Here is a 21,632-nt window from a genome sequence, read left to right on the forward strand (position 1 = left end):
GTTAATTTGAACTGATAGTCTTGTCGAATTATAATAGAATAGACGAAACCCGACATTTTTCGAACTATTGAACATTGTGTCTAAAAAATCTAAGGAGTGATCATGTGCTCCCATACTATCATACGGTAAAGGGCTACGGCGAAAATGAAATTGTCATTGAAAAATCACGCTTTATTGCTCATGTGACAAGGGCTGAGACAGAAGAGGAAGCCCAGGAGTTTATTCAATTGATTAAAAAGCAGCATTGGAATGCCACTCATAACTGCTCCGCCTACCTCATCGGCGAAAACGACCAAATTCAAAAAGCCAATGATGACGGAGAACCGAGCGGAACGGCCGGGGTCCCAATCCTCGAAGTGCTCAAGAAACGACATGTAAAGGATACCGTTGTCGTTGTGACCCGGTACTTTGGCGGCATCAAGCTAGGCGCAGGCGGACTCATTCGCGCATACGGGAAAGCAACCTCTGAGGGACTTAACGCAACTGGGATTGTCGAAAGAAAACTGATGACTATCATGCATACGAAAGTCGATTACACCTGGCTTGGCAAGCTCGAGAATGAACTGCGCTCCTCCATCTACAAAGTCAAAGAAATCCACTACCTCGAAAATGTCGAAATTGAAGTCTTTGTCGAAAAAGGTCAAACGGAAGCTTTTACGAATTGGATGATCGAGCTAACGAACGGGCAATGCGAGGTCCGTGAAGGGCAAAAATTGTATTTGGAAGAGGATGTCATCTAAATTTCAATTTACGAATGGGGAAAAAGATTGTAGAATGAAATGTGGAAATAATAGTCATTTAGTTGCATTTCAATAATATCTTAAAAACGCTAATAAAAAGGAGAAAATCTATGTCTATTAATAGACAAAAATATAAAGCTACTAAAAGAAAAAAACGTCGTAAGAAAATAACGCTTTGGATTTTGACCCCCTTTCTTGTTCTTATATTGGGTGCTACTACGTATGGTGCATTCTTATACAATAAGGCACATTCAGTTATAAACGATTCATACCACCCTATCGAAAGAGAGAAAGCGAAAAACGTAGCGAAGGCCGATCCAAAAGTCGATAACACCTCTATCCTTTTTATCGGGGTAGATGACAGTGATACACGAGATTTTAAAAGCGGATCCCGCTCAGACGCTCTCATGTTGGCTACATTCAATGAGAAAGCCAAATCTATTAAACTATTAAGTATTCCACGTGATGCTTATGTGTATATCCCTGAAATTAGGAAAGAGGATAAAATCACCCATGCCCATGCTTATGGGGGACCGGCTGCAACAATTGAAACGGTGGAAGAACTTTTCGACATTCCAGTCGATTATTATGTAAAGATGAATTTCAATGCCTTCATTGATGTGGTGGATGCTTTAGGCGGCATTGAAGTGGATGTCCCGTATAACTTAAGTGAAATGGATTCAAAAGATAGAGCACATGCCATCAACCTTAAAAAGGGGCTACAGGAGCTGGATGGAGAAGAGGCTTTGGCACTGGCAAGAACGCGTAAAAAAGACAGTGATATTGAACGTGGAAAAAGACAGCAGGAAATATTGAAAGCCATTATTAACAAAGCCATTTCAGCAAAAGGATTTACAAAATATGCAGACGTCATTGAAGCAGTTGGCGATAACCTTACAACAGACCTAACCTTCAATGATATGAAATCTCTTTTTGATTATGCGACCGCAGGAACTTCACTTCAAATTGAAACCTTAACACTTAAGGGTGACGATTCTTATATCGGTGGGGTTTACTACTACCAGCTAGATGAAGATGGACTAGACCTCACAAAACGGGTATTAAAGTCTCATCTCGGCACCTTAACGACATCAGAGAAACAATATGCGGATGATGCAAATTCATAAATACTAAAAACGCTTTTCCAACCGGAAAGGCGTTTTTTCTTTATAATTAAAATACCCAAGTACCATTAACATATTCATCTCTCTCCCCCAAAATTCCAAGAAGAAAAAAAACTGCCCTCCAAACGGAAAGCAGCTTGATGTATTATCCAAATTTTCTTTGGCTCAAAAATTTAAGCAATGGTTTGTAGTCTTTGCCAATAAGGCCAATTTTTTCAACAAATACTTCAATGGCGATGAGAAGAACACCCATAACAAGTAATGCACCCCATAATGTAGCCTGTGAGAAAATAACAGCTGCTAATCCAAACATGGCTGCAATTCCGTAAATAATAAGGACCGTTTGTCTATGGGAATAGCCCAAGCGTAACAAACAATGGTGCAAATGTGATTTATCTGGTGCCGATAACGGCTGCTTATTTACAAATCGTCTAATGATCGCAAAAAATGTATCAGAAATGGGAACACCAAGAATAATAATCGGGACGATTAATGAAAAAATCGTAATATTTTTGAACCCTAAAAGGGCCAAAACAGAGATCATAAACCCTAAGAACAATGCACCCGTGTCTCCCATAAAAATCTTGGCTGGGTGGAAGTTATAAACAAGAAACCCTAGGGTGCTTCCTAATAAAATCAATCCTACACTCATAACAAACATATCGCCCATAAGAATCGCCATTCCAGAAATGGTTATTAGGGCAATCGATGACACCCCGGCCGCTAATCCATCGAGACCGTCAATGAGGTTTATGGCATTCGTAATCCCTACAATCCAAAGAATGGTCAATGGAATACTAAAAATACCAAATTGGAGCTCGCCACCAAATGGCATGTTGATGAACTCCAACTGAATTCCGCCTAATACAACAACCCCAGCTGCTAATAATTGACCAATTAACTTCACTTTTGCAGATAATTCAAATCGATCATCCAGAACACCTGTGATAATAATGATAAAACTGCCAATAATAATTGGGACGGCAGAAATGGAATCATCCGTAGGTCTCAAAATGAGAAAACCAATGATAAAACTGATATATATTGCTAACCCACCAAGTCGGGGCATAATTTTCTGGTGAACTTTTCGCGCATTTGGTTTATCAGTCGCTCCAATCGCAATCGCCAGTTTTTTTACCAAAGGTGTAATCAAAACGGAAGCAATGAAGCAAAGGAATAAGGTTACATAAACCATGGAATACCTCCTTATACGTAGCTTAACCAATACATAATTGAAATAACATGTCAATTTTAAGATCATCTTGTGTTAGCTAACCTTAACTAGATGGACATCAAACACTTCTATGATTATATCATCTATATCAATAGAAGGGAATGCAATTTTTCAGAGGGACAACAAGCTTTCACAGAATACACTCTATTTGACGTAAGTTCCACATTAAAGTTGCATATTTTTACTAGTTTCTTATCTTTGTAGTAATTTTTTTAGGTATTTGATAAGATTATTAAATGATAAGTATAAACCATGCTAGAAGGAGCGTACCCTTTGATGATAACGTTTCTTAAAAATACGTTAGGAAATTCAAATGAAAAACGACTAAAACGCTACTATAAAATAGTCGAGCAAATAAATCAACTTGAAGATACACTTTCCAAATATTCAGATGAACAGCTCAAAGCGCAAACGGACAAATTCAAAAGCCTTCTTCAATCTGGAAAAACCATTGATGATATTAAGGTAGAAGCCTTTGCAACCGTACGAGAAGCCTCGAAGCGGGTTCTTAACATGCGCCATTTTGACGTCCAGCTGATTGGAGGCTTAGTTCTAACCGAAGCAAATATTGCCGAAATGGCCACTGGTGAGGGTAAAACGCTTGTCGCCTCCCTTCCAAGCTACCTGCGAGCTTTAGAAGGAAAAGGCGTTCACGTGATAACCGTCAATGATTATCTTGCAAAGCGCGATAGAGACAATATCGGACACATCCATGAATTTCTTGGATTAACCGTTGGCCTTAACTTACCGATGATGTCCCCTGAGGAAAAAAAGCTTGCCTATCAGGCTGATATTACTTACGGGGTCGGCACGGAGTTTGGCTTTGACTTTTTGAGAGATAATATGGTCACAAGCATCGAGGAAAAGGTTCAGCGTCCCTATCATTTTGCAATTATAGACGAGGTAGACAGTGTCCTAATTGATGAAGCAAAGACACCACTGATTATCGCAGGAAAAATGAAGTCAAGTGACGAGCTTCACTATATCGCCTCTCGCCTCGCCAAACGATTTGTGAAGGATACACACTACACCTTTGATGATGAAACAAAAGCAACCAGCTTAACAGATGAAGGAATTGAAGCGGTTGAAAAGGCATTTGATGTGGATAACCTATATGATTTAGAGCATCAAACTTTATACCATTATGTCATTCAATCCGTTCGGGCTCACGTCATGTTCAAGCGTGATGTCGATTACATTGTCCAGGATGGAAAAATTATGCTCGTTGATATGTTCACCGGAAGAATTATGGAGGGAAGAACACTAAGTGACGGGCTGCATCAGGCCATCGAGGCAAAAGAAAATCTTGAAATTACGGAAGAAAATAAGACTCAGGCATCCATTACGATTCAGAACTATTTCAGAATGTACCCACTCCTTTCTGGTATGACCGGAACAGCAAAAACGGAGGAGAAAGAATTTGAACAGGTCTATGGCATGCAAGTTGTTCAAATCCCTACAAACCGTCCAAAAATTCGTGAGGACATGCCTGACCGTGTGTATCAAACAATTGAACAAAAATACACAGCCGTCACGAAGGAAGTCGCCGAACGACATGCTAAGGGGCAGCCAGTTCTTGTGGGAACGACCTCCATTTTACAATCAGAGGCCATAGCAAAGTACTTTGACAAGGAAGGGCTTCCTTATGAAATCCTGAATGCAAAAAGCGTTGAGCAGGAGGTTCGCATGATTTCGGATGCTGGTCAAAGAGGACATATCACGATTGCCACGAACATGGCAGGTCGTGGCACAGATATTCTTTTAGGCGAAGGGGTCGATCAATTAGGTGGTCTCCACGTACTTGGTACCGAAAAGCATGAGAGCCGCCGTATTGATAATCAATTAAGAGGACGTTCTGGTCGACAAGGCGACCCAGGCTCATCTCAATTTTTTATCTCCCTTGAGGATGATATGTTTGTTCGTTTCGCAAAGGACGATCTCGAAAAATTCAACAAAAGCCTTGTTGTCGGAGAAAATGGACTGATTGAGAACAAGAAAATCCCTGAATTTGTTGACCGCATCCAGCGCATTGTAGAAGGCGCCAACTTCTCCATGCGGGAATACAATCTGAAGCTTGACGACATTATTAACGAGCAACGAAATATTATATACCAATTAAGAAACACTATATTAGAGGAAAAGGATTTATTTGGCCTTCTTCAATCCATGTTAACATCCAGTGTGGAACATGAAATTTCAGCTTTATTTATCGAGGACGAGGGAGTAGTACGTAAAGGAAGTTCACACCTTCAGGGATTCCTGCAGGCCTTGTTCCCGAACCAAGAGTTTGATCTTACCGAATCCCTCGAGGATAAAAGGCTTCTTCAAGAAACCATACAACCAACACTAGACAAGTACCTCGGCGAGATTGAAGCACTCAAAGAGTCAGGTAATCCGGAAGCTCAAGAGATAATCAAAAATGTAATGCTATCCATTTTAGATGGAAATTGGATACACCATATTGAACTAATGAATCGTTTAAAAGAAGGGGTCGGCCTCCGCTCTTATCAGCAGGAGGATCCGATGCGTTTATATCAACAGGATGCACTCGAACTCTTCACGAATTCTTACTACAAGATTGAAAAGGAAATTTCTATTGCAACAGCAAGATATTTACAGGGGATTCTTCCGATTTCGGAATGAGCCTCCCCTATTGATAAAATTTATCGAATCAGTAGAAAGAAGGAATTTGACGAATGCTATCCATTTTTAATAGAAAGAAAGACCAAAAAGTAAAAAAAAGCGGGAAGGAATCTCATATTTCCTCTGAGGAATTACTTAACGAGACTGGAGAAACCACCGATCAGACTGAGGTAGAGACCACCTTATCGGTCCATCCATCTTGGAATTTAACAACCGAGCAGCAATATGTATTAAGGTTCCTAAATAACGAACTAGCACCTCTTAAACCAAATCAAATATCCCTTTCAGGAATTGAAATCAACAATCTTTCTGATGGGGTTGAAGTAACAGCCTTTGTCAGAAACAGCTTAGACAAAGGAATAAAAATTGGCGAGGTAACACTCCTTTTGCTTGATCAAGATAAGCAAATTCTTGCTAGGCACCCATTTGACCTTGGTGAACTTGGTGAAATTCCTGCCAAGAGCAGCCGTCCATGGGCCTTTGCATTCCCAAGTAGCTCTTTTCACCAGGACAGCTTCTCACGCGAAGGCTGGACACTTGCTTTTGAACTGAAGGCGAAGCATAAGCTAGACCTGCATGAAAGCTGGGAGCAAGCCTTACCAGAGGAACAAAAAATGATGCTGCAAGAACTTTTTGATAAAATTACTCCTCCTAAAGAAGGCGAAGTCAACTTTATGGGCTTCCAAACCTCTCTGAATGATAAGGGAGATTTGTCTGTTTCCGTATTCATCCGAAATGGTTCAAACAAAGATATTCGCTTTGAAAAGCTGCCTCTAGCCGTAAAAGATGCAACAGGAGAAATTGTGGCTACAGGAGGCTTTGCCCTTGAGAATTTCGAAGTCAAAGCCAACACAACAAAACCATGGACGTTCCACTTCCCTGCAAGCTTAGTGCAGAAGAAGGAGCCAGATTTAACGCGCTGGTCGGTGGAGGTTGTGCAGGGGTAATGTTCACATCAAAAATTACAAACTAAAATAACTCCATCTGCAAAACAAAGACAAAGTCTTCTCTTATGACGGTTTGCCTAAACCGAATGGACTTTGTCTTTTTTTGTCCTTCCATACTCGTCGTTCCCACTTCCCTCCTAATTAATAGAATATTTACGCTGGCTCAACAATAAACATATAGTAGATTGCTATTATTTAAGCGAAACCATCATTAAGACCTTGCTATGCTTAAATCTAGCTCAAAAAGGGGTGTTGCTGGCGTCATTCATTTTTTTCTTTGCGAAAAAGCAAAAAAATATTACGGGGGAATGGAAATGTTTAAATCTAGTAAATCGTATCAAAGCATGTTCAAGGCCGTCATCAGTGCATCCATGATTACTGGAACCATTGTGGCGACTGCTTCTCCAGTGGGAGCATCCACAAAAGGGCAGGCCTTCTCAGATTTAGATCCAAAAAAGGATTATTATGATGCTGTCTTACAGCTCGCAGCCCGTGGAATTATTAACGGATTTCCAGATGGCACATACAAGCCAGAATCCTTTGTTACACGAGGACAAGCTGCAAAAATTCTAGCAGCCTCACTTAAACTTGATACTAAATCAGTTAAAAACCCTGGCTTTTCTGATCTCACTACGGACAACGAATTTTACGGTTCCATTGCGGCCCTAGCAGAAGCTGGAATTCTAAATGGTTTTCCGGATAAAACGTTCAGGCCAAACGACAAATTAACTCGCGCCGAAATGGCAAAAATACTTACCTTAGGGTACAAGCTTCAAGAATCCACCTCAAAAGATCACCCGTTCCAGGATGTCAAAAGTACTGATGCCTTTGCTAGTTATATCAACACATTATTTAAGCATGGTATTACAAAAGGGACCTCAGCAACGACCTTCTCACCTTCCGATTCTGTCACAAGAGGACAAATTGCTTCTTTTGTCGTTCGAACCGAAGTAGCAGTCGAAAAGAAACCAGAAACACCACCAGTCCAGCCCCCTTCATCAGGTGGAGAAACACCAAAAGAATTTGAGCTTAATATTATGCATTTCAATGACACCCATGCCCACTTGGACAATGCGGCAAAAAGAGTAACTGCCGTTAAGGAAGTTCGTGCGAAAAAGCCCGATGCCCTCCTACTTGATGCCGGAGATGTTTTTTCGGGGACACTTTACTTCAATGAGTTTCAAGGACAAGCTGATCTTGAATTTATGAATCTCATGAAGGTTGATGCAATGACTTTTGGAAACCATGAGTTTGACCTCGGTTCAACACCAGAGGGCCATCAAGCATTAGTTGATTTTATTAGAGGAGCCAACTTCCCGTTTGTATCAGCCAATGTTGATTTTTCCAAGGATGAAAAATTTACAGGCCTCTTTAATACAAAAATATCGACAAAACCTGAGAAGGGCAATATCTATACAGGCATTGTGAAAGAGGTAAAGGGTGAAAAAATTGGTATTTTCGGTTTAACAACAGCCGATACAAAGGATATTTCATCTCCTGGGGAAATCACCTTCTCTAACTATATTGAAGATGCAAAGAAAATGGTTGCTGAATTTGAAAAGATGGGTATTAACAAAATTGTTGCTATTACTCATATTGGCTTTGATGATAACCCTGCCGTTGATAATGATTTGGAACTTGCCAAGGCCGTCGAAGGAATCGATGTCATCGTTGGCGGACATAGCCACACCGAGTTAAAAGAGCCTGTTGTGATTGATAAAAAGACGTCATCAACGATTATTGTACAAGCATACCAATATGCAGATTACCTCGGTACACTCGATGTTACCTTTGACAAAAATGGAGTCGTGACAAAGCATAATGGTCAACTAATTAAGATTGGTGACCTTGCTGATGACCCAGAAGCGAAGGACTTATTGAAGAAGTATTCTGAGCGTATAGCCGAAATCAAAACAACACCAACGGGAGCAACAGCTGAAATAGCATTAGAAAATCCACGTACTGGTGGAGATAATACAAAGCCAAGTGTCCGTAAAAATGAAACACCACTTGGAAATGTGATTACCGATGGCATGCTTGCAAGGGCTAGACAACATAATGCCAATGTTATTATGGCGCTTCAAAATGGAGGCGGTATTCGAGCAGCGATTGATAAAGGGCCGATTACAGTCGGGGAAGTCATAGAGGTTCTCCCATTCGGCAACACCTTAGCATTAATGGAATTAACTGGTGCTGAGTTAAAGCAAGCCTTTGAAAAAAGCGTCAGTAATTACCCACTTGAAAATGGTGGATTCTTACATGTTTCTGGCTCTAAGGTGGAGTTTGATTCATCTAAGCCCGTAGGTGAGCGGATTGTATCCATCAAATATCACGACGGAGACTCATTTGTCGACATACAGGATGAAGAGACCTATACGATCGCAACCAATGCTTTTACGGCAAAGGGCGGAGATGGCTTTGACGTGTTCAAGAAGATCTATGAGGAAGGACGCGTAATCGATCTTGGTCTTTCCGATTGGGAAAATTTCGCTGAACACCTGAGAACCCTTACTACAGTTAATCCACAAATGGAAGGCCGAATCATTGATGTTGCAGGCAGGACAACCCTAGAAATGGATGGAGCAGAATTCTCCGGAACAGCAGCAGCTCCGAAGGTATATAACGGCAACGTCATCGTCAATGTGACTGGCACATCCGTTTTCGAGCATGTGACAGTTCTTGGAAATTTAATGTTAAAGGGCCAATTAGAAAAGGATGCTGCATTCCGAAAAATCACTGTCAAAGGCAATCTAGATTTATCTCAGCTTCTTGGGACGGAGTTTGACTTTGAGGACATCCAAGTAGATGGGGAAAGCATTTTTTAAGCTATAAGAAGAGAAGGCCTTTCCGGTATTAATGAAAAATAAGAATGGAGCGAACGCCATTGACTACGATTTGGAAACAAAGGAAAAAAATAAACCTTGGGATAATCCTTGTTCTATTACTTAGCCTCCTATCCCCTATCGCCCCTGCTAGCGCTGCAGGCACAATCACAGTTACCGAGGCGATTGCCAATAATAGTGGGGCTGCCACAGTTGAGGGGTACATTGTCGGCATTACCAATAATGGTCCGAAATATCAACATCAAGGACCTTTTACCGTTAATACAAATATTGCCATTGCCGATTCAGCTAGTGAAACAAATGTTAGCAAAATATTACCTGTACAGCTCCCTACTGGCAATGTACGCAATGCATTGAACCTGGTCGATCATCCAGAAAACTTAGGAAAAAAAGTACAGTTAACAGGAAATCTTGAGGGCTACTTCTCTGTTCCTGGTTTAAAAAGTGTTAAAGAATACAATTTCGTAGATTCTGGCTCTGAACCTGAGGAGCCTGAAGATCCAGAAGTTATCCCAATAGCTGAGGCACGCAAAAAGGGGAACGGGGCAACCGTCACAATAAAGGGAATGGTTGCTGCTAATCTTAAGAATTCAATTTCCGTTCAGGATGAGACAGCGGGTCTAGCCGTTCGCCCCACTTCCCTCCCGATCAAGGTAGGCGATGAAGTAGTTTTAACGGGGAAATTGGCTGAGTTTCGTGGCCTCATGCAACTTGATGGAACAACCGTCGTCGAGAAAAAGGAAAGTGGAAAAGTTGTCACACCGAAAGTCGTCACTGGAGCGGAAGTGAACGAGGAACACGAATCCTTTTTAGTTCAGGCGAATTCAGTAACTCTACTAAGTGTAGATGCAAATAATAACTACAGGGCTACCGATGGAGAGGCAGAATTTATCATTCGTGACGAGAACAATTCCTTAGGTTTACAGGTTGGAACCACATATGAATCAATTATTGGAATTGTTCAACAATTTGACACAGCCTATCAAATTATCCCCCGCTCCACACTAGACATCATCGAGGATAGCTCCATTTTGCATCCTCCTGTAGCGAATCCAGGAAGTGGAACTTTTATCGGAAGTACAACTGTTCAATTATCAACGAAAACGGCCAATGCGGAAATTTTTTATACATTAGATGGAACCGATCCATCTGACAAAAGCACGAAATACGTGGCTCCAATTATCATAGATAAGGATACAACGATAAAGGCCGTCACAAAATCAGCCGAGCTCGGACTTAGTCCTGTTACCACTTTCACTTATGTTATTACGGATAAACTCGAAATTCACGATTTACAGGGTGCCTCCCATACCTCTCCTTATGATGGCCAAACTGTAGATGGTATCGAGGGGATTGTCACTTATATCTTTGAATTAAGCGGCTCAAAGTATTACCATATTCAGACTCCCGATAATCGAATCGATGAAGATCCAAAGACATCTGAAGGCATTGTTCTATACAGTGGGAGAAATGGATGGCCGATTCAGGTCGGTGATCTCGTCTCTGTAGCAGGAAAAGTAAGTGAATATGCAATTGATGGATATGATGATCGTCAACAAACGGATATGAAGGTAACACAAATTAATGTTCGCGATGATCAAGGTGGCAAGGTAGAGGTCGTTCAACGTAATGTAGAGCTCCCAAAAGCAATCAAAATTGACGAAAAGAATTTACCAAGGGAACATATTGATAGTGATCATCTGGAAGTCTTTAATCCAGATGTCGACGCCATTGATTTCTGGGAAAGCCTTGAGGGAATGCGTGTCGAGGTTGGCCATGTTAAAGCTGTAGCCCCACAGGAACATGGTGATTTAATTACAGTTCTTGAGAACAGAGAAACCAATACCTTACATGGTGGCGTTCTTTTTGAAGAGAATAATCCAAACCCTGATCGGATCCAATTCCGATTAGAACCAAATGGACCTGCCCGAGAATTTGAGGTGGCCACGGGAGATTCTTTTGAAGGGCCGATTGAGGGTGTTGTTGGGTATTCCTATCAAAATTACAAAATTTATACCTCTTTAAATGAGATGAAAGCCAAACATGTCAAAGGAAATGCTACTCCAGAAAAAACGAATATTGTGAAAGCTGAGGACAAATTAACGATTGCGTCATACAATCTTGAAAATTTCTCCAACAATTCTACGTCAACGACGAATGATAAAGCACGTAAACTAGCGAGGGCATTTGTCCAGGACATGCAAAATCCAGATATTATTGGTGTAACGGAAGTTCAGGATAACAACGGTCCCGATGCAGGCGATTCCCGAGCAAACCAAAGCTATGAGCGATTAATCCAGGCCATCAAAACAGCTGGCGGAGTCGAATATAAATACGTAAATATTGATCCTGTTAATAATCAGGATGGCGGTCAACCGAATGCAAATATTCGCGTTGGATTCCTATATAATCCAGCACGAGTAAGCCTGACAGAAGGAATTCCTCATGGAGACGCTACGACAGCAGTGAAATATCAAAACGGTAAGCTTACTCTTAATCCAGGTCGAATCGACCCTACAAATAATGCATTTAACAGCAGTCGTAAACCATTGGCGGCGCAATTTGAGTTCCAAGGAGAAAGCCTGATTGTCATCGCAAACCATTGGAATTCAAAAACTGGTGATACCCCCTTGTTCGGTTCTAAGCAGCCACCAGTCTATGAAAGTGAAGCCCAGCGCCAAGAGATTGCCAAAATTGTCTACAAGTTTGTAAAGGAAATTAAGGAAGAGAATCCGAAGGCAAATGTTGTCTCCCTTGGAGATTTCAATGATTATCCATTTTCAAGGGCTCTCAAAATACATGAGGGAGAACTCATGACCAACATGATTAACAAGCTAGAATCCCATGATCGGTACACATACCTATACCAAGGTAATTCACAGGTACTTGACCATATCCTTGTCTCCAATCATTTGGCCAAGCAAACAAAGGTCGATGTACTTCACATTAACGCGGACTTTACCGACATGGCAGGCCGTGCGAGCGATCACGATCCTGTTATGGTACAAATCGACTTGAGGACTAAAGAAGAGCCACCGAGCAAAGTAGACAAAAAATACGATTTGAAGAAATTTAAGGCCAAACGACTCACAATTACCCAACCGAGTGTAGCCGTTCAGCTTGATGAACAATCGAGCATTGCAGAGGGGATCTTTTTCACAGGAAAATATGCAGAATTTAATGGTGTAGGATTTGCAAAGACAAAAGTGACCCTGCAACCAAACGAGCCTGATGCTGTTATCGACTTTAGCGGGATCAATGTTAATAAAGTGATTATAGATGGTAGCCATGTGAAAGAAATTCGCGGTGCTGAAAATATTCAATCCTTTGAATTCATCAATGGAGCAAATCCAGATGACATTCTAATCCTAGATTCTATGGGGGAACCGACTTCGGTTCCTTTTTTTTGTGGGTGTGGGGTGCAGATCGGAGCTGCCTTTTTCAAATAGAAAAACCGGCATTCCTCCGAAAAGGCGCCGGTTTCCCTAGTTATTACTTATTTATTGATTGTGTCATTCATTAAGTTAGACTTAATTAAGAGTTCAGCCACAATTTTTGCAATTTGGTTTCTTGTAGTAGAACCATTTGCATCAATTGTATTGTTCTCATGACCAGACATGATTCCTGCTTGTAAAACAGCAGTTAACTCTTCTTTTGCCCAAGCTGGTACTTTGTTAGCATCCTTGAACTTCGTTAATTGCTTAGAAGAATCAAATTTTGACTTGTCAAAGTTTAAGAAGTCTAATTCAATCGCACGAGCAATCATCGCTGCTGCTTCAGCACGAGAAACTTTACCATTAGGATTAAATTTACCAGTATCATATCCTTCAATAATACCGTGTTTTACAGCTGCAGCTAATTCACCGTTTTGGTTGAACCATTCAGTTCCCTTCACATCAGAGAAACGGTTGTCATACTTCTCACCTGGTAAGCCCAGTGCACGAACTAATAACACGGCGAATTCTGCACGAGTAGTTGTTCCATTCGGAGCGAACTTGCCAGTGTCATGACCTTTAACGATGTATTTAGAAGCTAAAGTTTCAATGTATGATTTAGCCCACTCTTTGCTAGTCACATCAGGGAAAGTTACATTATTTTCAACGATAGCATATTTAGAGTTTGTTAACGATTTAATCGTTGCTGTCTTTCCATCGAATAAAGTTGGTACAGATTTTAGAACTTTACCATTATCATCTAAAACCACAGCAACTTGGTTCTTCGCATTGAAGTTTTGATCTCCAGTAATAGCACGTTCTACATATACGCTAAATGTAGACACTGCTTGCTTCTTATCGCCAGCAACTGCTTCAATCTTGAATTCAACTACTTTAGAAGCAAGTTTTTCAGATGTTTTAACATCAACCACTTGTACAGAAACAGAGATTTTCACGTCTGCTGCTGCAACGCCAAGCTGCTTAGCAAGGTCAGCTACGTTAATTTCTGATGCTGGAAGCTTGTAGCTAGCTGCATCTGTCTTCACTTCAACTACTGCCTTTGCATTCTTCTTCACAACTTCAGAGAATAATGAAGCTGGAACTTCAGCATTAGTAGTGCCGTCAAGTTTTACAGGGATAACAGCCTTATCAGCAGTTACTGCATTCACGATGTCTTGAACTTTGTTTGCTGGGATCTTTGTAGTATTCCCTTCAGTTACAACAGAACCTTCAGGAAGAGTTACTTCGTTTTGACCTGGTGTTGGTGTTGTTGTACCACCGCCTCCGCCTGTTGAACCGCCATTAGGATTACCAGCAGCTAATGCAGCATCTATAAATGCTGTTCTAAGAATTTTTGCATCATTAGCAGGTAACTTAGCAACCACATTATCATAAACACCAAATACATCATCAAGAGAAAGCCCCGATTTTACTCTTAATGTATCATTTAAGTTCTTAAATTTTGCTTGAGCAGTTACCTTGTCCCTAACAGTTTTGGTAACATTCTTAATAGAACCGGTTTTCAAATCATTCCACATACTTATAATTTCTGATGTAGAAAGTTTCCACATTTCCTTTTCGCATTCCACTAAAAACTCAAGAATTAAATCAATTTCAGAACCCTCTAACCCTAATACAGCTTCAAATGCTATCCCTTCATTAGAAGATTTAAAAGAATCTAAACGTTGTGCTAATGTAGTTCCATCCTGAACTACTAATAGAACTAACTCTTTCACAATACCAGCAGCATTAACATTCTTTACCGCTTTAAGCTTAGATCGATCGGCTTCTTTAAGATTTTCAGCTGTAAGGTTCCTAATATTTGTATTAATAGTATTTACAGCTGTGTCTCCTAAAACCTCATTATTCCATATTTCTGGTTCCCATTCGTTTAGTGTTTTACCAGATCTATTAAAAGCTTCTTTTGCACCTTCAACTTTAATTAATTCACTATAAATTAGATTAACCCTTGATAGTGCATCCTGTGTAACAGCTGCCTCCACCTTCACAGGGCTTCCTACTACCCCAGTCGTTATCACTGGAGATAATGCGATTGTTGCTGCAAGCATAGCTTGGACAGCTTTTTTGCTGAATGGATACTTTTTCACTTTTAAAATCACCTCTTATTTTATTTACATGCCTATGTATGTATACAACATAAAAAAACTATAAATCTATAATAATGGAAAATAATGAAACTGGCAATGAATTTAGTAAAATTTATACAATTTTGTCGAATCTTCTTTTTGATATGTAGTTAATTTATCCCTTGCGTATTAATGCTTACTAAAAAATTAGTTATTATTTCACTCTCTTGAATCTTTTGTACCAAGAACTTTGTCGAATCATTTTTTCCTAGATGACAGGCATTTGTATATCATGATAACATTTAGATAATAAGTAAGGAAAGGGATTGAAAGATGAAACGGATAGTTTTATTTGGAATCATTCTTGCGGGAGTAGTTATCATACTGTTAGGTAATTACACATGGAATCATAAAGTAGAGAAAACGGTTCAAGAAGCAGAGGAAAAAATGAGTTCTCCTATGTATAAAGAGGCACTCAAGGTTGATTCGAATGCTAAAGCAACCGATAAAAATGATGAAAATGGCTCAAGCTCAACCTCTACAGCAGAGACGCAAAAAAACAATGCAGAAGACTCCAAAAATCAGTCAGAAACAACCACTCAAGAGGAAGCAACAACTCCAAATGGTTTGGAGAAACCTACATTAGAGGCAATTAAAGGAGATTATTACACGCTGTTCAACGAATTAGAAGCACAGGAAACAAGCAAAATCGACCAATTAATTGTTCAAGCTAAAGCTGACTATGTTAGTAAAAAGACTCCTCTAAGCGATTTAATAGTGAAGTATCAGGATGCCGCCAATTTTATGGAACGGAATGCGGACAAGACCTTTAACACGATTTACCAACAGCTACAGTATGACTTAGAACGGAACGGCTACAGCAAGGATGCAGCAGAAGAATTTAAGCAGTCTTACAATGCTAAGAAGGCAGATCGTACTTCAAGAATCCTATCACAAATAGAAGACTTCTAACGGCAAAGGTATCCCCTTTGCTTTTTTCTTGGACTTTTTCAACCCACACTGGTAAAAATAATGAGGACCACTCCATACGAACTGACCAATTATAGATCAATTCAGCAAAATCAACGTTAAGACTTTATATCCACTTTTACTATTTTTTGGTATCATTTAGACAACGACTTTTTTTGGGGGATCAATGAATGGGATCTAGACAAAAGCAAGGCAAAAAGAAAAAATGGCTTCGTGTCATAGGACTTGTTGTTCTTTTTCTAATAATTGGGATTGGAGCCTATGCGTATTCCGTCTACCACTCCTTAACTTCTGCAGTTGATACGATGCATAAGCCGATCGAAAGAAAGGTATCTGAGAAGCGTACTGAGGAAGTAACCCTTGAGAAAAAAGAGCCATTCTCCGTCCTCATGCTTGGGGTGGATGAACGGAAAGGCGATAAGGGCCGTTCGGATACCATTATTGTTCTCACGGTTAATCCTAATAAAAATTCAATCAAGATGCTGAGCATTCCCCGTGATACAAGAACCGAAATCATAGGTCATGGTACAGTTGATAAAATTAATCATGCCTATGCATTTGGTGGAGAGGAAATGTCGATGAACACCGTTGAGCATTTCTTAGACATCCCTATCGACTATTACGTAAAAATTAATATGGAAGGCTTTAAGGATATCGTCAACGCTGTAGGCGGTATTACGATCAATAACACTTTTGCTTTTTCCGATTACGACTATGATTTTAAAAAAGGGAATATTACCCTAAATGGGGATGAAGCCCTCGTGTTTGTTAGGATGAGAAAGCAGGATCCTTCCGGGGATTATGGGCGCCAGCAAAGACAGCGCCTTGTCATCCAAGGGGTGATTGATAAAGGAGCAAGCTTTAGTTCCTTAACACGATTTAATGACATCTTCGGAGCTTTAGGGAAAAATGTGAAAACAAACCTTACTTTTGATGAAATGATTGATATTCAGAAAAATTATAAGGATACTCGACATAACCTTGAGCAAATCCAGATGGAAGGGGAAGGAAAATACATTAACTCGATTTCCTACCAGATCATTTCTAAGGAGGAACAGAAAAGAGTTCAGGATGAGCTAAAATCCCATTTGGAGCTGGATGCTTCCGCTGGAACCACAGAGACTCCTAGTAGTTAAGAAAACAGGGAAGTACCAGGTACGCTTTACTTGAGTGGTACCCGGTACACTGTCATGTCCTGTGTTTTTCACCCTAAAAAGGCGTTTCAAATATCCATCCCCATCCCTAAAAAAGCAGCATCCCTTAATGATTCACACATTCCACCGTCAAAAAGAGACCTTTATAATAGGAAGAAACCGAAACAACCTCTATTCCCGACTCCTTTACTAGCTCAAGCGTTTCGCGGTTCAAATGGCAGCCATCACAAATCCTCTTCCAAAAAGGGTTCAGCCAATCTTGTAGATGTGCTAGATTGGGCTGCTCCATTTTCACATGTTCAAAGAAAAGCACCTTCCCTCCTGGTTTACAGACTCTCTTGATTTCTTCTAGCGCTTGAACAGGGTTCGGAATGGTACAAAAAACAAGCGTGGCGATAACGGTATCAAATGTATCGTCATCAAAGCTAAGGTTTTCTGCCTTTTGCTCGTGGATATGAATCGGCACCACCGCAAGCTCACTTCTCCTATTAGACTTTGCGACCATGGCAGGATTGGGTTCGATAGCGTCTACTCCTTCAACATCACGGTAAAAAGGAAAATTAATCCCCGACCCAGCTCCGATTTCCAACACTTTTCCATATACTTTATGAATAAGCTCCCTCCGAATTTCCTCAAATCTCCCCTTCTCAAAAGGGTTCATCGCCCAATCATAGACAGTTGGAAACCATTTTCCCATATCACCAACTCCAGTAAACATAAGATATCAGTCTTTTAAGAAAAGCTGACAAACAGCATATGACAATTTTCCCCTATATTAAAATTTTCGGCAAGGTTTTGTCGAACTCTAGGTTCTTTATTGAGATTGGAATGACCATGTTTTTTTGTAAACAGGTAAAATAACACTGTTAAAATGCGTTTCGCAAATATATTTGTTTTTTAGCAAATAAAAATGATTTTTGGCAAATATATCCCCCTTTTCCGCAAATAAACAGCCGATTTTCGCAAATATCCCAAGTTTACCACCATTCTTGTCTCTTCTAATTACACAACCCCTTTGAAAAATACAGTCATCCAGGCAAAATTTAACGAATATTTACAGTCATCCTGCAACAAGCTTTAAATAGACTTCTTTCACTAACGTTGAAAAATAGAGCGAGGAATGTAAATGCTGAGAATTTTCACTGCAATAGTTTGCACTTTAATGATTGTTGCTGGGACAGTTACCCCACATGGAACGGCCGCAACACCCGACAAATTAAGCCGAAATCACCAACCATTCGAACTGAACATCATGCACTTCAACGACACCCATAGCCACCTGGATAATGTGGCAAAGCGAGTCACTGCGGTGAAGGAATTCCGAAAAAAGAAGCCGGATGCACTCCTTTTGGATGCTGGAGATGTTTTTTCCGGGACACTGTATTTCAATGAATTCCATGGGAAAGCAGATCTAGAATTTATGAACCTCATGAGATTCGATGCCATGACCTTCGGAAATCATGACTTTGACCTTGGTTCAACACCAAACGGACATCAGGCCTTAGTTGAATTTATTAAAGGAGCCACCTTTCCATTTGTCTCCTCCAATGTTGATTTCTCAAAGGATGAGAAGTTTGCAGGCCTATTCACGGAAAAAATATCTGCTCATCCAAGGAATGGCCATATTTATGCAGGGATCGTCAAGAATGTGAAGGGTGAAAGGATCGGAATATTTGGCTTAACAACTGCTGAAACAAAGGTGATTTCCTCCCCTGGAAAAATTACGTTCTCTAATTATATTGAGGAAGCAAAAAGAATGGTCGCTGAATTTCAGAAAAGGGGCATAAACAAAATTATCGCCCTCTCCCATCTCGGCTTTGACGATAATCCCGCCGTTGATAATGATTTAGAGCTTGCAAAGGCCGTCGAGGGAATTGACATCATCGTTGGCGGGCATAGTCATACAGCATTAGCAAAGCCTGTCCTCATTCATGAAAAAGCGGAGCCGACCGTCATTGTCCAAGCTGGCCAATATGGTGAATACATGGGTACACTCAATGTTACTTTTGACGAAAACGGGGTTATTGTGAAGCAAGATGGTAAATTAATTCCCATTGCCAAGCAAGCGGCCGACCCTGAAGCAGCCAAATTATTGAAAAAGTACTCTGATAAGATTAGCAAGGTAAGGAATACGCCTTTAGGGGCCACTGCTGAAGAGTTTTTAGACAACCCTCGTACACTTGGGGATCATTCAAAGCCTAGTGTTCGCAAAAATGAAACACCGCTCGGTAACGTTATTACTGATGGAATGCTGGCAAAAGCAAAGCAATATAGCCCAGACGTGATCATGGCACTCCATAACGGCGGAGGTATTCGCGCACCGATTAATAAAGGAGAAATTACGGTCGGGGAAGTCATAGAGGCTCTACCATTTGGCTTCACGTTAGCGACGATGAAGATTACGGGGGCAGAGTTAAAGCAAGCGTTTGAAAGAAGCTTGGAAAGCTATCCACGGGAGGATAGCGGATTCCTGCATGTCTCGGGTGCTAAGGTCAAGTTCGACTCTTCCAAACCCGCTGGTAAACGGGTTATATCCATCCAATACTTTGATGGAGAAAAATATGTCCCGATTCAGGATGACAAGACGTATACTGTCGCAACCAACACCTTTACAGCCAAGGGTGGCGATGGCTTTGATGTGTTCAGAAAAATCTATAAGGAAGGACGTATAACCGATCTCGGCCTCTCTGATTGGGAGATCCTTGCCGAGCACCTAAAAAAACTTGGGAAGGTTCACCCGAAGGTTGAGGGGCGGATTGTGGATGTTGCTGACTAGATGACTAGGTGAAACAATTTTGCGGGGAGTATTGTGAACTCCCCGCTTTGTTATAATATCGAAAAATGGCGTTTCGCAAATATCCTCAAAGATCCCGCCGATATGTTGTTACTTGGCGGCTTCTAAAATGAAAAAGTCAGTGTTAGTCCATGGATCCTGCTCCATCGCCCAATCTTTAACCTTCCCGTAACCAAACTTATAATAATCCTTAACTTCTTACTCCTTTTTTCCGTGTAAAGTAGAAAACGAAATCAAGATAAATGGAAAGAAGGATTAATGATGAAAAAGAAAATCTTATTATTAGCGGGAACTGTTGCCATTTCTTCGATGCTTGCGAGTGGAGCTTTTGCAAAGGGAACTACCTCTATAGAGGGCGTAGCTCCAAAAGTGATCACTGTTCACCAAGTCAATATGGATCAGCTACAAGTTGAATTACTAGAAAAAGCTCTAGCTCCTACATCGGCAAAGGACGCGATCAATAAATGGGCCGAAGCTGTAACTACGAGGAATGGTGCTTACCAATATGCCCTTTTCTCAAAGGAATTGAAGGATCAATCAAACGCTTATTTCAAAGCGAACGGCTGGGTAACAGGCGTCTCAAGCCCCTGGGTAAAAGAGTATCGCATCAAAAATGAAAAGAAGATTAGCAAAACAAAGCACAGCTTCAATGTAGAATTTGCACTTGCCACCTCCACTGGATCTGCGGGGTCGGAAATTGTGAATGTAACAATTAAAAAAGTTAATCAAAACTGGTTTGTTGATTCAGTAAATGCTAAAGAATCAGCAGTCATCCTTGAACGAACACCTTATCAGAAGCAGCATAACTTTACTTACCGAGCTGAGGAATATGCCTTTGAGATCCCTTTATCCTGGGATACCAAATATCGAACTGAAGAAAAAGACGGAAACCTGAACTTCTTCTACAAACCAAAGGATGCACGTGTTCCAGAGGCGATTCTATTTTCTATTGAAAAAATAAAAGTATCCACCTGGAATGACGGCTACGAGGACAGCCTGTATGTCAAACTAGGAGAAAAGAACGGCTATATCTATGCCATGCTTCCAGTGAGTGAAAATCAGTACGCCAACAAACCAGAAAGTCCTGAATACAAGGAGTTTGAAAAAATGAGTATGGAGTTTGGGGTTATTAAGGGGAATTTTCTAATTAGGTAGTAAAAATGATAAAACCTAAAGCTTGATACTACTTACTATCCATAACAATTAAGTGGGGCTGTCCGATAAGTCCCTAAAATAAAGCAAGTGGAGAAAAACGAATTGTATTTCTCCACTTGCTTTTATATTTTTCCTCGGATCTTCTGAAAGTAGCTGGCGAATGCCTGCTACTTTCAGAAGATTGTGGGCTAACGCCACTATCCCAAATTCAATATGTACTTTGTCGAGCCCCCGTAGAGAAAATCTACAGAACGATCGATTGCCCTTGATGTGACCGAACACACTTTCTACTTCGGTTTTGCGTCGAGCGTAGATAGTGGCTTTTTCCTCACATTCAAGGGCTGTTTTTGCCTTCGCTTTCATTTCTTCGAAGACCGTATTCCAATGAACCAGACGGTTCCCCTTAGCCTTTGTACATTGTGCTTTTAAAGGACAGTCTGTACAATCTTCACATTCATATATTTTAAAGCTTTGTACATAACCGGAA

The 21,632-nt window shown here is 40.6% G+C and carries 14 protein-coding genes and 1 pseudogene; 11 read left to right on the forward strand and 4 right to left on the reverse strand.

What is annotated here, in order from left to right:
- The first annotated feature begins 104 nt into the window (after window positions 1–104).
- On the forward strand, window positions 105–740 hold the full coding sequence (locus J2S07_RS16060; protein ID WP_307151428.1) for a YigZ family protein: 636 nt from the start codon (window positions 105–107) through the stop codon (window positions 738–740).
- Window positions 741–850: 110 nt separating this feature from the next.
- Window positions 851–1,867: an LCP family protein gene (locus tag J2S07_RS16065; RefSeq protein WP_307151429.1), complete on the forward strand. Its 1,017-nt coding sequence runs from the start codon at window positions 851–853 to the stop codon at window positions 1,865–1,867.
- Between the two features lie 142 nt (window positions 1,868–2,009).
- Here the strand turns inward: J2S07_RS16065 and J2S07_RS16070 are convergent, their stop codons facing one another.
- The gene (locus J2S07_RS16070) at window positions 2,010–3,059 is read right to left on the reverse strand and encodes a glycosyltransferase family 4 protein (protein WP_307151430.1); all 1,050 of its coding nucleotides are present in this window, start codon (window positions 3,057–3,059) and stop codon (window positions 2,010–2,012) included.
- Window positions 3,060–3,374: 315 nt separating this feature from the next.
- On the opposite strand from J2S07_RS16070, the gene secA2 reads away from it, so the two are divergent.
- The 4 genes from secA2 (at window position 3,375) to J2S07_RS16090 (ending at window position 12,980) form a co-directional block, all read left to right on the forward strand.
- On the forward strand, window positions 3,375–5,741 hold the full coding sequence (gene secA2 / locus J2S07_RS16075) for an accessory Sec system translocase SecA2 (RefSeq protein WP_307151442.1): 2,367 nt from the start codon (window positions 3,375–3,377) through the stop codon (window positions 5,739–5,741).
- Window positions 5,742–5,794: 53 nt separating this feature from the next.
- Entirely contained in the window at window positions 5,795–6,688 is an 894-nt protein-coding gene (locus J2S07_RS16080; RefSeq protein WP_307151431.1) for an accessory Sec system S-layer assembly protein, read from the forward strand.
- A gap of 314 nt (window positions 6,689–7,002) precedes the next feature.
- Window positions 7,003–9,513 (forward strand): 5'-nucleotidase C-terminal domain-containing protein, encoded by a 2,511-nt coding sequence (locus J2S07_RS16085; RefSeq protein WP_307151432.1) that lies wholly within the window; start codon window positions 7,003–7,005, stop codon window positions 9,511–9,513.
- A gap of 59 nt (window positions 9,514–9,572) precedes the next feature.
- Window positions 9,573–12,980: a DUF6359 domain-containing protein gene (locus tag J2S07_RS16090; protein ID WP_307151433.1), complete on the forward strand. Its 3,408-nt coding sequence runs from the start codon at window positions 9,573–9,575 to the stop codon at window positions 12,978–12,980.
- Between the two features lie 47 nt (window positions 12,981–13,027).
- Here J2S07_RS16090 and J2S07_RS16095 read toward each other — a convergent pair whose 3' ends face one another.
- Window positions 13,028–15,073: an S-layer homology domain-containing protein gene (locus J2S07_RS16095; RefSeq protein WP_307151434.1), complete on the reverse strand. Its 2,046-nt coding sequence runs from the start codon at window positions 15,071–15,073 to the stop codon at window positions 13,028–13,030.
- Between the two features lie 312 nt (window positions 15,074–15,385).
- Between J2S07_RS16095 and J2S07_RS16100 the strand changes: the two genes are divergently transcribed.
- The gene (locus J2S07_RS16100; protein ID WP_307151435.1) at window positions 15,386–16,024 is read left to right on the forward strand and encodes a hypothetical protein; all 639 of its coding nucleotides are present in this window, start codon (window positions 15,386–15,388) and stop codon (window positions 16,022–16,024) included.
- 188 nt (window positions 16,025–16,212) lie between these two features.
- Complete coding sequence (gene tagU / locus J2S07_RS16105; RefSeq protein WP_307151436.1) at window positions 16,213–17,178, forward strand: polyisoprenyl-teichoic acid--peptidoglycan teichoic acid transferase TagU; 966 nt, start codon at window positions 16,213–16,215, stop codon at window positions 17,176–17,178.
- Window positions 17,179–17,302: 124 nt separating this feature from the next.
- Here tagU and J2S07_RS16110 read toward each other — a convergent pair whose 3' ends face one another.
- On the reverse strand, window positions 17,303–17,893 hold the full coding sequence (locus J2S07_RS16110) for a class I SAM-dependent methyltransferase (protein ID WP_307151437.1): 591 nt from the start codon (window positions 17,891–17,893) through the stop codon (window positions 17,303–17,305).
- Between the two features lie 555 nt (window positions 17,894–18,448).
- Between J2S07_RS16110 and J2S07_RS21980 the strand changes: the two are divergent.
- The 3 genes and pseudogenes from J2S07_RS21980 to J2S07_RS16120 all read left to right on the forward strand — a co-directional run.
- Window positions 18,449–19,090, forward strand: a pseudogene (locus J2S07_RS21980) (metallophosphoesterase); the annotation flags it as partial.
- 90 nt (window positions 19,091–19,180) lie between these two features.
- Window positions 19,181–19,972: a bifunctional metallophosphatase/5'-nucleotidase gene (locus J2S07_RS21985; protein WP_370872855.1), complete on the forward strand. Its 792-nt coding sequence runs from the start codon at window positions 19,181–19,183 to the stop codon at window positions 19,970–19,972.
- A gap of 279 nt (window positions 19,973–20,251) precedes the next feature.
- Window positions 20,252–21,145, forward strand: a complete 894-nt coding sequence (locus J2S07_RS16120; RefSeq protein ID WP_307151439.1) for a hypothetical protein — start codon at window positions 20,252–20,254, stop codon at window positions 21,143–21,145.
- Between the two features lie 48 nt (window positions 21,146–21,193).
- On the opposite strand, the gene J2S07_RS16125 is transcribed toward J2S07_RS16120, so the two are convergent.
- Window positions 21,194–21,632: transposase (locus tag J2S07_RS16125; RefSeq protein WP_307151440.1), on the reverse strand; the 439-nt coding region annotated here is incomplete at its 5' end.

The sequence above is a fragment of the Anoxybacillus andreesenii genome (assembly GCF_030813005.1).
GTDB lineage: Bacteria > Bacillota > Bacilli > Bacillales > Cytobacillaceae > Robertmurraya > Robertmurraya andreesenii.

Coding starts and splice junctions, on each gene's coding strand:
- J2S07_RS16065 (WP_307151429.1), top strand. CDS start 851: ATGTCTATTAATAGACAAAAATATAAAGCTACTAAAAGAAAAAAACGT.
- J2S07_RS16070 (WP_307151430.1), bottom strand. CDS start 3,059: ATGGTTTATGTAACCTTATTCCTTTGCTTCATTGCTTCCGTTTTGATT.
- secA2 (WP_307151442.1), top strand. CDS start 3,375: ATGATAACGTTTCTTAAAAATACGTTAGGAAATTCAAATGAAAAACGA.
- J2S07_RS16080 (WP_307151431.1), top strand. CDS start 5,795: ATGCTATCCATTTTTAATAGAAAGAAAGACCAAAAAGTAAAAAAAAGC.
- J2S07_RS16085 (WP_307151432.1), top strand. CDS start 7,003: ATGTTTAAATCTAGTAAATCGTATCAAAGCATGTTCAAGGCCGTCATC.
- J2S07_RS16100 (WP_307151435.1), top strand. CDS start 15,386: ATGAAACGGATAGTTTTATTTGGAATCATTCTTGCGGGAGTAGTTATC.
- tagU (WP_307151436.1), top strand. CDS start 16,213: ATGGGATCTAGACAAAAGCAAGGCAAAAAGAAAAAATGGCTTCGTGTC.
- J2S07_RS16110 (WP_307151437.1), bottom strand. CDS start 17,893: ATGGGAAAATGGTTTCCAACTGTCTATGATTGGGCGATGAACCCTTTT.
- J2S07_RS21985 (WP_370872855.1), top strand. CDS start 19,181: ATGGGTACACTCAATGTTACTTTTGACGAAAACGGGGTTATTGTGAAG.
- J2S07_RS16120 (WP_307151439.1), top strand. CDS start 20,252: ATGAAAAAGAAAATCTTATTATTAGCGGGAACTGTTGCCATTTCTTCG.